Raw genomic sequence first — 11,862 nt, forward strand, 5'->3', positions numbered from 1 at the left:
GCTCCTCAGTCCCTAGCTTCATCCAACCTTCTCGGTGCTGAAAACCTGACTTTTTGAACACACATTTCTATTGTTTTGTAAACGGAATGTGATCTCTGTGTAAAAACCGGATTTGCCTTTACTTATTATATCCTGCTGGCGTCTCTTTTCAACACGAAGGGGAAATGAAAGAGAGAGCAGGCCCCGCGGGGCCCGCTCTCTCTGCATGATCGAGATTATTTAATTTTCGGTTTGAGCTTCCCTGCGCCGCGGGGGCAGAGGGCCCAGGTATTGATAGTATTGACATTCAATCCGGCCGTTGAACAGCTTGCGCCGTTTGTCTGCCTTGCGGCCCCAATAATGCTCAAACTGCTTGGTAGGGCTGATGGTAAAGAACGACCATGTCGGCATGCCTGCGGCAGTACGTCCCAGGCTGCGGATCAGCTTTTCCACCTCCGGCTCGTCGCTCAGGCGTTCGCCGTAAGGCGGATTGGTGATCAGGCAGCCGTATTCGCCTTCCGGTCTGATTTTGGCGGCAGGCATGACATCAAGCCTGATTTCTCCCGCCAGTCCTGCCGCTTTGACGGCGGCTTGTGCGACCTCAATGGCCTTGGGATCGATGTCGCTGCCTGCGATCTGGAATTCCACATCGTCCCGCACCAGATCCATGGCCTCATTGCGGGCTTCTTCCCACAGATGCTCGCCGATCACGGGCCAATGCTCGGAGTTGAAGGAGCGGCGCAGGCCCGGAGCAAGGTTCCAGGCAAGCATGGCCGCTTCAATCAGCAGCGTCCCCGATCCGCAGCATGGATCGTAGAACGGCCGGTTCGGTGTCCAGCGGCTAAGCTGGATCATGGCCGAAGCCAGCGTCTCCTTCAGCGGTGCTTCGGTAACGAGCTTGCGGTAACCCCTTTTGTGGAGCCCCGGTCCGGTGGTGTCCAATGTAAGCAGGGCCCGGTCCTTCAGTAAAATCACTTCAATGACATAGCGCGGCCCGTTCTCGGGGAACCATTCCGTGTGATAGGTTTCCTTCAGCTTTTCAACAATCGCCTTTTTTACAATTCCCTGGCAGGCAGGCACGCTGCTAAGCTGGGATTTATGTGAGCGTCCTTCCACAGGAAACTCGCCATTGGCAGGAATCCAGTCCTGCCAGGACACGGCTTTGGTGCCTTCAAACAATTCGTCAAAGGTCGTAGCCTCAAATTCGGCCATCTTGACGAGAATACGATCCGAGCTGCGCAGCCATAAATTGCAGCGGCAGATATCGATGAAATCACCGGTGAAAACAACACGGCCGTTCTCAACGATCTGATCGTGGTATCCGAGTTCCTTCAGTTCACGCGCTACGATGGCTTCCAGCCCCATCGGCGCAGTTGCAATCAATTGCAGTTGGGCCATGTAAACAATTCACTCCATCTTGATTGTACGGCACTTGCATAAGGCCGCCTTGTCTAATGCCTTGTGGCAATTCTCCAAAAACAATACAATCTATATTATGGTCTCAGGAAAATAAACCGAACATGCAAGGCAAGGTTCATTCGTATAGTATAGGCGATTATATTCCTGGAGACAAACCGTAAATATACATACCGGGTCACACCGGTTCGGCAAGGATCGCGCTTATGCTGAAGCTGAACATTTTTTGAGGAGGAGTACATTTGAACACAGCACCTGAAGATTATATAGAGCAGCTGTTCCGGGAGGACGAGCTGTTATTGAAGGTCAAGGAAACGATTCGGGAAAAAGGGATGCCCGAGGTATCCGTGGCGGCGGCATACGGACGGCTGTTGACGATGCTCATCCGCATCTCGGGGGCTCGGCACGCTCTGGAAATCGGGGCATTGGGTGGATACAGCGGGATATGCCTGGCCAGAGGGTTAGGGGAGGAAGGAAAACTGACGTCTCTTGAGTTGAAGGAAGAATATGCTGCGCTTGCTGGCAAGCATCTGGCGGAAGCCGGATTTGCCGACCGTGTCGAATACCGTATCGGGCCCGCGTTGGACAGCCTTGAGAAGCTGAAGCGGGAAGGGCGCAAATTTGATTTCTTCTTCATTGACGCGGACAAGGAGAATTACCCGCTGTATCTGGAATATGCAATCGAGCTTGGCAATCCGGGGGCTGTTATCGCAGGAGATAACTGCTTTCTGCGCGGCCGTACACTGAATTCGGAGAAGAACGGTCCATCCGTACAGGCGATGAGACGTTTTAATCAGATGATAGCCGAGGATGAACGGCTGGAGAGCACGCTGCTCCCGTCCTATGACGGCCTGGCGCTGGCCCGTATCCGGTAGCGGCGGGACGCGTTTAAGTCGGAGTTTAAGCGAAGAGGAAGGGAGACACAGGATGGCCTATCAAGTTGAAGTCAGGTTTGCAGAGGTTTATGAGTTTCTAAGCAGCTTACATACATTTATTTGCAGGCCGTCCCACAAGAAAATAGATCTGACTCCTGCATGGGCAGCTGCTGTAGGTGAGACGCTGTCCCCCGAATTGAAGGCCGGTCTTGCACCGCTCGTCATAGGTGCCGAATGGAAGCTGGTATATCTGCTGGCAATCTTATGTCCGAATCCGGATTCTGTGCCTTCATTCCTGCAATGGGTAGAGGATCAAAGCAACGAAGACCTGCGCGAACTGACATCCGGCTATGCTGTAACGATGCCTGAGGACTGGGCTTTTTTTCGCTCTGTCTATCTCTCGGTGCTGCCCGGATGGTATGAGGAGTATTTTCGATTGGTTGATCCAGCCATTCCGGCAGCACTTCAGCAGGAAACCGCTATAAGATTGGAAGAGCAGCCGCTGTGGGATGCTGACGAATTTGTGGATCGAACCACGGGTGGTATGCGGTTCCGCCCGACCGATGCCATGGAGCAGCTGCTCCTTGTGCCGCAATATCATTTTCAGCCGGTGAATGTCGTTTATGACTACGGCGTGTTCATGATATGTCACTACTCGTCCCGGATCGATCTTGCTCCAGCGGAGGTCTTCCCAAATCCAGACTTGCGGCTGATCCGGGCACTGGGGGAACGCAGCAGGCTCAAAATATTGCGCTATTTGCATGAGGGTCCGCGAGCCTTTATCGAAATTGTCAGGCATCTGAAGCTGTCCAAAGGCATTACACATGACCATATCTTCAAGCTGAGGAGTTCGGGGCTGATCTGCGCTCATTTTGAAGGAGAGACGCTGGTGGAATATTCCTTACGAAGCCTATCCATTATGGAACTTCAGCAGACGCTGATGTCGTATATTACAGGCTCGCCCCAGCTGGCTTCGACAACTGAATCCAAATGACAAACCGCTTTATCCAGTAACTTTCGTCCGGATACTCTGGATCGAAAGTTACGTAACCCCGGTCCATGTATTTCGGATCTAAGGTCATGTAACCTTCGTCCCAATACACTGGATCGAAGGTTACATGACCTTCGTCCCGTACAGCGAATCGAGGGTCATAAAACTGGATAAGGCGGTTTTTTTGTGGAATTTTTTGTGGTTCTCCCTTTACAGAACCGGACATGGTTCCTATAATATGAATTGTCGATCAAAAAAACATAGTTAGCGGATCGGAATTATAAATATAACTACGATCTTCAGATCGCTCACATTCAAGGGAGGTTTACCATGAAAAAAAGAACCTATGTATTGTCTGCCCTATTCCTGTCCGGTGCCCTGCTGCTGTCTGCATGCACGGAGGACAATACGGCTGCGCCGACAACAGGCCAAACCGCCGCAAGTGAAAATGCCCAGACAGCGGCAGTTGGAGGCTTGACTGAGCCAATCAAGGCATCCGATTTATCCAAGCTCCCGACTGCAGCCAAGGAACGAACCGATACGGTCATTGTGGGACTCACGGATCCAAGCGGCTCCTTTACTCCTTATTTTGCCCAAAGCGGTTACGACGGGAATGTCACCTCGCTTCTGTTCGCCCCGTTGGTGAGCGTGAATAAGGAGGGCCTCCCGTACGCCGACCTTGCCGAGAAATATGAGGTCTCCGACGACCAGCTTACATACACCTTCCACCTGCGCCCGGATTCGAAATTCAGCGACGGCTCGCCTTTGACGGCGGATGATGTTGCTTTTACATGGACCCTGCTGCATGACAAGTCCTACGACGGCGATTTTGATATCACGGAAGCCCATGTGAAGGGTGGAGAAGCTTATAAGGAAGGCAAGGCTTCGTCGATCGAGGGGATCAAGGTCATTGATCCGCAGACGATTTCCGCTACATTGGAGAAGCCTAACGCAACAGCTCTCCTGCTGTTGGGCAGTGACGTTTTGTCCAAAGCCTACTACGGAAAGGATTACAAATTTGGCCAGCTGGATTATATCAAGAACCTTCACTCCAATCCGCTTGGCAACGGCGCATATAAGCTGGAGAAATTCATCCCTGGACAGGAAGTGCGTTTTATAGCGAACGAGTACTACTATAAAGGCAAACCAAAGCTGGAGCATTTTATCTATAAAACAACGGATGGTGATACATGGCAGTTCCTGGAGACCGGGGAGCAGGACTATGCTTCCTTCCCTGCAACGACGGACAATATCGAGAAGCTGAAAAATCTTGGATTTGTCAATCTTACGCCATACACAGCGAGCAATTACGGCTATCTGCGCCTGAACTTTGAGCATGAGGCCATCAAGGACAAGAGGGTCAGACAGGCGCTGACCTATGGGCTTGACCGTCAGACGATCTATGTGGATTCCAACCAAGGGGCAGCGACGGTAGCCAACATTCCGACTTCGCCAATTTCTTGGACTTATACGGAAGAAGGCATCAATCCTTATAAATACGATCCGGAGAAAGCAAACCAGCTGCTGGATGAAGCTGGCTGGACCATGGGAGCCGACGGCATCCGGGAGAAAGACGGCAAGCCGCTTACCATTCACTTCATTGGCTCCAAAAAACAGGCTACCGACATCTTCATCGCGGTTGCTTCTGAAAACTACAAGGCGATCGGGGTCAAATTCGAACCGGAGCAATTTGCGGATTTCAATTCCCAGCTTGCCAAGCTGGAAAGCGGAGACTATGACATGGCTGCATTCTCGACCTCTCTCATGACCGACCCTGCGGACGGTGTGCGCGACTTCGTCAGCGGTGAAATTTCCGGTTATGATAACCCGGAAGTGAAAAAGCTGTATGAGCAGGCTTTGGCAACATCGGATACGGAGGAGCGCAAAAAGATTTATCATGAGCTCTACAAAGTTGTGAACGATGATCTGCCATACATCTTCACCAGCAATAACAAGTTGGTGGTGGCTACGAACGGCCGGCTTGAAGGGTTAGAGATCAATCCGTTCTGGGGCATTTCCACCAGCCTGCCGAATTGGACCCTGAAGTAAAAAAGACAGCCGCCCGCTGCCCGCATGGGAATCAGCGGGCGGCTCAGTTAAAAGGAGCCGGTCATGAGCACATATCTGCTGCGAAGATTGATATATATGGTTGTCATACTTCTGGCGGCCTCATTGTTTATATTCTGTCTGTACGCACTGACACCGGGAGATTTCATAACAAACAACCTGAAGCTCAGTCCTGAACGCAAAGCGGAGCTGCGGGAGATTTATGGCTTCAACAAGCCGCTGATCGACCGTTATCTGAACTGGATGGGACGGGCGCTGCATGGGGATTTCGGATTCTCGCTAGCCCAGCAGAAGCCTGTGCTGACGCTGTTTAATGAGTATGTCTGGAACTCGTTTCTGCTCGCGATCACCTCGACCTTCTTCACCTGGGTTATTGCCGTCATCATTGGTGTTGTTTCAGCTTACAGGCAGTATTCCTGGTTTGACTCCCTGGTGATGGTGCTGATTTTTGCGGCCATGTCGATCCCGTCCTTCTTCATCGGTCTGTTCCTGATCAAGCTGTTTGCGGTGGATCTCAGATGGCTCCCGCCGGGCGGCATGACAACGACCGGAAGCAATGCGGCCGGGTGGGCTTACGTGCTTGAGGTTCTTCATCACATGACCCTGCCGGTAATCGTCATGGTGCTGCTCGGCGTCGGATCACTGACCCGCTATTTTCGCAGCAACATGCTGGATGTTATCCGTCAGGATTATATCCGCACCGCAAGAGCCAAAGGGATAAAGGAGCGGACGGTGCTGTTTCGCCACGCGTTGCGCAATGCCATGCTCCCGGCAATCACACTGGTCGGTTTCGAGCTGCCGGGTCTATTTGGCGGATCACTCATTATTGAGAAGATTTTCAACTGGCCGGGGATCGGACAGCTGTATATGCAGTCTTTTACCGTCAGGGATTACCCTTTGTTAATGGGATTCACAATGTTCATTGCGGTGCTGACCGTCATCGGTACGCTGCTTTCGGACATTCTCTATCATGTGGCTGACCCGCGGGTCAGACTTTAGGGATCATTCAGTTACAGTAGACATTCTTGTACCGATTATCCTATATGGCAAGGGGGGAGCTCCATGTCTTCCATCGGCGGAGGAGTGGCGGAGATAAAGAAGGCCAAGCGGGAAGCCCCACGCTCATCTTTGTGGAGGCAGTCGTTTCATCGAATCTTGAAGAACAAGCTGGCTGTATTCGGCTTTGGGTATATTGTATTCATGTTTATCATCTGCTTTATCGGCCCAATGCTGTCGCCTTATGCAAGCGGCAAAATCAATATGGCAGTGTCCTACAAAGCACCCGATCTTAATCACTGGCTGGGAACGGACCTGCTGGGAAGAGACGTGCTTACGCGACTGCTGCAGGCCGGACGAATTTCGTTGACCGTGGGGATCGCCTCAATGGCCCTGTCGGTTTTTATCGGTTCTATTTTGGGTGCGATTGCCGGTTATTACCGGGGAATTGTCGACCAGATCATTATGCGTGTCGCGGATTTGCTGTTGACGGTGCCGAGTCTGCCAATCCTGTTTATCATGGGGGCGCTGCTCTCGGACTGGAAGGTGCCGACTTCTTACCGCATGTATATTGTCATGCTGATGCTGAGCTTTGTCGGCTGGCCGGGGCTTGCGCGGCTAGTCAGGGGGCAGATACTCAGTTTGCGTGAACGTGAATTTATGTTGGCTGCAACGGTGCTGGGACTGCGCGATCGCCGCAAGCTGTTCCATCATCTGCTGCCGAATCTGGTGCCGCTGCTGATCGTGGTGGCAACGCTGAATATCGGGGGCGCCATTCTGAGCGAATCGGTGCTCAGCTTCTTCGGGCTAGGCGTAATGCCGCCGACAGCTACCTGGGGCAATATGATTGACTCGGCCAACAACCTGATTGATTTCGAGAAGCATCCGTGGTTATGGATTCCACCGGGAGTTGCTATTTTTACGACGGTTATATCAATTAATATTTTCGGCGATGGACTCCGGGACGCTCTGGATCCCAAACTGAAAAAGTAGGTGGGAAGTACCATGAACAACGTGCTTGAAATTAACGATTTACGCACCCATTTTCAAACCGAAGAAGGTGTAGTCAAGGCGGTGGATGGAGTCAGCTTGCGGGTACGTCAGGGCGAGACAGTCTGTATCGTGGGGGAATCGGGCTCCGGGAAAAGTATTACCGCGATGTCCGTCATGGGACTGGTCGAAGGGCCGGCGGGCCGGATCGTCGGCGGCAGCATTGAGTTTGCCGGCAGAAATTTACCGGATCTGGGCAAAAATGAACTAAGAACGATTCGTGGCCGCGATATCGCGATGATTTTCCAGGAGCCGATGTCTTCCCTGAACCCTGTGCTCAAGATTGGTCAGCAGATTATGGAGCCGCTCATGGAACATCTGAAGCTGAGCAGGAAGGAAGCCTATTCCCGGGCGATCGAGTTGATTGGTCAGGTCGGCATTTCACGACCGGAACAAATTGCAGAGTCCTATCCGCACGAGCTTAGCGGGGGCATGCTGCAGCGCATCATGATTGCCATAGCCATCTCCTGCGATCCGAAGCTGCTGATTGCCGATGAACCGACGACGGCGCTGGATGTGACGATCCAGGCGCAAATTCTCGACATGCTGCGCCAGATCAAGGAGCGGTCGAACATGTCCATCCTGCTGATTACTCATGACCTGGGTGTTGTAGCCGAAATGGCGGATTATGTCATTGTTATGTATGCAGGGAAAGTGGTGGAAGAAGGAGAGGTTGTTGAGCTGTTCCAGAGCCCCAAGCATCCGTATACCCAGGGGCTTCTTCGCTCCAAACCCATTCTTGGTCAGCGTGAGGAGGAGCTGTATTTCATTCCTGGGCAGGTGCCGAATCCGCTGGAGCTGACTGAATCATGTTATTTTCACGAACGGTGTGCTCAATGCATGGATATCTGCCGGACCAGAGAACCGGTGCTCAAGCAGGAAGGTGAGCGGCAGAAGGTGGCTTGCTGGCTGTATGAGGAGGTAGCGTCCCATGCATGAACCATTGGTGGAGGTTAATCACCTCAAAAAGTATTTTCCCGTCAAAGCAGGGCTCCTGAATCGTACCGTCGCTCATGTAAGAGCCGTTGATGATATCAGCTTTGCCATCCAGCCGGGAGAGACCTTCGGGCTGGTTGGGGAATCCGGCAGCGGCAAAAGCACGGTAGGCCGGACGATTCTGCGTCTGACGGACAAGACGGCAGGTGAAATCCGCTTCAAGGGCAAGGACCTCTATCGGGTCTCCAAGGAGGAGATGCGCCGTCTGCGGCCGCAAATGCAGCTGATCTTCCAGGATCCCTACAGCTCATTAAATCCCCGTGTCCGTGTCGGGGATGCCATCGGCGAAGCGTTAATTGACCATGGCATGGCAGCCAAGGACGAGATTCGCGATGTAGTTGAAGAATTGCTTGTGTCCTGCGGACTGTCGTCGTACCATTATTACCGCTTCCCGCATGAATTTTCGGGCGGGCAGCGGCAGCGGATCGGTATCGCGCGGGCCCTGGCGCTGAGACCCGACCTGATTATCGCTGACGAGCCGGTGTCGGCACTGGACGTGTCGATCCAGGCGCAAATCATCAATCTCTTCCGTAAGCTGCAGGATTCTCGCGGCCTGACATATCTGTTTATTTCGCATGATTTGAGTGTGGTTGAACACTTATGCTCCCGCATCGGAGTAATGTATCTGGGCTCCATGATGGAGGTGGCCAGCCGGGACGAGTTGTTCCGGAATCCGCTGCACCCTTATACGAAGGCGCTGCTCTCCGCTGTACCGCTACCCATTCCGAAGCTGAAACGGGAGCGGATTGTGCTGAAGGGAGACATCCCGAATCCGTCCAACCCGCCGCAGGGCTGCAAATTTCACACCAGATGTCCATTCGCGAAGGAGATATGCACACAGCAGGTTCCGGAATTCCGCGATGCTGGAGCCGGACACTACGTGGCTTGTCATTTGGTATGAATATAGCTATAGATAAAAAGACAGCAGGTCTTCTTCCAAGAAGAATCTGCTGTCTTTTTAGATGTTATTGCATTCTACCGGAAATCATGAGCCTGTCCGCTGCGGCGGCCGTACAGCTTGATCCTTACCCATACCATATTGATCAGCAGCATCACGCCTGACATGATAAACAGGCCTTCAATGCCTATAAAGCCTGATAGCAGTCCGCCGATCACGGCACCCAGCATATTGCCGAGCGCAAGGGCGCTTGTGTTGAAACCAAATGCGCGGCTTTCCATGCCCGTGGGTGTATAAGAGCGGATCAGGGCATTCACGCTCGGCAGAAGACCGCCCATGAACACGCCCATCAGGAAGCGCACGATGACAAGCTCCCACACGGTCTGGACAAAGGCCTGCGGAATAAGCGTGAGTGCTGCTCCGACCAGAGCGTAGGTCAATATCCGGTGCGCTCCGACGCGATCGCTGAGCCTGCCCAGAACCGGCGATGAAATCATGTTGGACAAGCCGGTTACAGCGGTGACAAAGCCTGCAATGAGAGCAATGCCTTCAGCAGAGCCGTACAGGTCCTGCACATACAGTGGCAGCAGGGACACCGTGCTGATCATCGCGAACTGGAGCAGGAACGTTACAGTAAACAGCGCGGGCAGCTGCGGCGTATGGCTCAGCTCACGCAGTCCTGCCAGTACGGAGGTCTGGGGAGCCTTGGCGGCTTCAGCGCGGTTGAAGTTCTCTTTGACGAGAAATAGCGCGAGCAGGGTCCCGGAGAAGATCAGCCCTCCCGTAATGAAGAAGATTGGTCTGAAGCCGAGCCAGTCCGCCATAAATCCGCCCATCAACGGGCCCAGAATCGTGCCTGCCATTTGCCCGGACTGCATGATGCCCATTGCAAAGCCCATCCGCTCCTTAGGAGTGGTGCTGGATACGAGCGAGATGGAGGCCGGATTAAATCCGGAGATCGTGCCGTTCAGCAAACGCAGCGCCAGCAGCTGCCACGGGTGATTGACAAAGCCCATGCAGCCGATCACCAGCGCCATACCAAAGCCGGAGCGCAGCAGCATGATTTTGCGTCCATATTGATCCGCCAGCTTGCCCCACAGCGGCTGAAAAATGAAAGAGGTCAAAAAGTTCGCGGCAAAAATCACACCTGCCCATAAGCCGATCTCATGCTCACCCTTGACATGCAAATCCTGTGCAAGATAAAGCGACAGAAAAGGGGTAATCATGGTCATGCCGGCATTGGCCAAAAATTGGCCGAACCAGAGAACGATGAGGTTCACCTGCCACGTTTTCATGGTGCTCACATCCTTTCCGGCCGTGGAGAGGTAATTCGGGTATTCATCTTTAGTCCGGGAAACCAGAAAAAAACAGTTCTTTTTAGTATAGCACACTTCATTGAAACTTTATCCAACTGTCATCGGATTGTCATCGTTCGTCCATGCTGCCCGGTTGTTACACACTTTTAAAAAGGGCATAATGAATGTATAGGTTTTACATTCGAACTGGGGGCTCAAGCCAATGACTTACAATGATAATTTTATCCGCGCCTGCTTCATGGAGGATGTGGATCACATTCCCGTCTGGTACATGAGGCAAGCAGGAAGGTACGATCCCGAGTACCGGAAAATCAAAGAGAAATACTCCCTGCTGGAAATATGCCGCCAACCCGAGCTGGCAGCTGAAGTGTCGATGATGCCTGTCCGGAAGCTGGGTGTCGACGCTGCTATTTTATATTCCGATATTATGAATCCCGTCGCTTCCCTTGGCGTGGACTTTGATATAGTCAAAAACATCGGTCCGGTCATAGACCATCCCATCCGCACGGCAGCCGATGTGGAGCGTCTCAAGCCGATCGACGTGGAGAAAGATCTTTCTCATATTTTAGAGACGATTCGCATTCTTGACCGGCAGCTTGAGGTTCCGCTCATCACGTTTGCAGGAGCGCCGTTTACGATTGCGAGCTATCTGATTGAGGGACGTCCGTCCAAGAGCTATATTCATACCAAAACACTTATGTACAGCGAGCCCCGGGTATGGTTCCAACTGATGGACAAACTGGGCGATATGGTAATAACCTATCTTCGCTCTCATGTGGCCAGCGGCGGCAAGGCGTTCCAGCTGTTTGACAGCTGGGTCGGGGCACTGGCCCCGCGGGATTTTGAGGTATTCGTGCTCCCTACGATCAAACGGATTTTTCATGAGCTGTCCGATCTGAAGGTGCCGAAGATTTATTTCCCGGGGGTCAGCTCAGGCGAATTGCTGCCGCTTTTGCGCACACTGAAGGCTGATGTCGTGGGGCTGGATTGGCGTGTATCCATTCCGGAAGGCCGCCGGCGGCTGAACGGCGGATTTGCAATTCAGGGTAATCTGGATCCTTATGTGCTTACTGCACCTATGGATGTGATTAAACAGCATGCCAAAGAAATCATCGATGCGGGTGTTCAGGAGCCTGGTTATATTTTCAACTTGGGGCATGGACTCTTTCCAGAAGCCTCGCTTGAGAAGCTTAGAGAACTGACCCAATATGTGCATGAATATTCGGCTACAGTGATCAAGCGGCGGGTAAGTCAGCACAACTTGTAATTTGTTATTAT

At 52.6% G+C, this 11,862-nt stretch carries 10 protein-coding genes; 8 read left to right on the forward strand and 2 right to left on the reverse strand.

Annotation, left to right across the window (positions count from 1 at the left end; translation table 11 throughout):
• Positions 1-219 precede the first annotated feature (219 nt).
• Entirely contained in the window at positions 220-1,377 is a 1,158-nt protein-coding gene (locus tag ACE5KN_RS00310; protein WP_375524962.1) for a THUMP domain-containing class I SAM-dependent RNA methyltransferase, read from the reverse strand.
• A gap of 260 nt (positions 1,378-1,637) precedes the next feature.
• Here ACE5KN_RS00310 and ACE5KN_RS00315 point away from each other — a divergent pair, with 260 nt between their 5' ends.
• The 7 genes from ACE5KN_RS00315 (at position 1,638) to ACE5KN_RS00345 (ending at position 9,271) form a co-directional block, all read left to right on the forward strand.
• Positions 1,638-2,270, forward strand: coding sequence for an O-methyltransferase (locus ACE5KN_RS00315; RefSeq protein ID WP_375524963.1), 633 nt, complete (start codon positions 1,638-1,640; stop codon positions 2,268-2,270).
• A 52-nt stretch (positions 2,271-2,322) separates the two neighbouring features.
• Complete coding sequence (locus ACE5KN_RS00320; protein WP_375524964.1) at positions 2,323-3,264, forward strand: ArsR/SmtB family transcription factor; 942 nt, start codon at positions 2,323-2,325, stop codon at positions 3,262-3,264.
• A 327-nt stretch (positions 3,265-3,591) separates the two neighbouring features.
• Complete coding sequence (locus tag ACE5KN_RS00325) at positions 3,592-5,310, forward strand: ABC transporter substrate-binding protein (RefSeq protein ID WP_375524965.1); 1,719 nt, start codon at positions 3,592-3,594, stop codon at positions 5,308-5,310.
• Between the two features lie 63 nt (positions 5,311-5,373).
• On the forward strand, positions 5,374-6,327 hold the full coding sequence (locus ACE5KN_RS00330; protein ID WP_375524966.1) for an ABC transporter permease: 954 nt from the start codon (positions 5,374-5,376) through the stop codon (positions 6,325-6,327).
• 63 nt (positions 6,328-6,390) lie between these two features.
• A complete protein-coding gene (gene opp4C, locus ACE5KN_RS00335; protein WP_375524967.1) occupies positions 6,391-7,317 on the forward strand; it encodes an oligopeptide ABC transporter permease in 927 nt (308 codons plus the stop codon).
• Between the two features lie 12 nt (positions 7,318-7,329).
• Positions 7,330-8,313, forward strand: coding sequence for an ABC transporter ATP-binding protein (locus tag ACE5KN_RS00340; protein ID WP_375524968.1), 984 nt, complete (start codon positions 7,330-7,332; stop codon positions 8,311-8,313).
• A complete protein-coding gene (locus ACE5KN_RS00345; RefSeq protein ID WP_375524969.1) occupies positions 8,306-9,271 on the forward strand; it encodes an ABC transporter ATP-binding protein in 966 nt (321 codons plus the stop codon). The genes ACE5KN_RS00340 and ACE5KN_RS00345 overlap by 8 nt, the downstream gene beginning before the upstream one ends.
• 74 nt (positions 9,272-9,345) lie before the next feature.
• Here the strand turns inward: ACE5KN_RS00345 and ACE5KN_RS00350 are convergent, their stop codons facing one another.
• Positions 9,346-10,572 carry an MFS transporter gene (locus ACE5KN_RS00350; RefSeq protein ID WP_511215697.1) on the reverse strand — a complete coding sequence of 409 codons (1,227 nt, stop codon included), beginning with the start codon at positions 10,570-10,572 and terminating at the stop codon, positions 9,346-9,348.
• Between the two features lie 214 nt (positions 10,573-10,786).
• Here ACE5KN_RS00350 and hemE point away from each other — a divergent pair, with 214 nt between their 5' ends.
• Complete coding sequence (hemE, locus tag ACE5KN_RS00355; protein ID WP_375524971.1) at positions 10,787-11,851, forward strand: uroporphyrinogen decarboxylase; 1,065 nt, start codon at positions 10,787-10,789, stop codon at positions 11,849-11,851.
• The last annotated feature ends 11 nt before the right edge of the window (positions 11,852-11,862 follow it).

It is taken from the genome of Paenibacillus terreus (assembly GCF_042138595.1).
GTDB lineage: Bacteria > Bacillota > Bacilli > Paenibacillales > Paenibacillaceae > Paenibacillus > Paenibacillus terreus.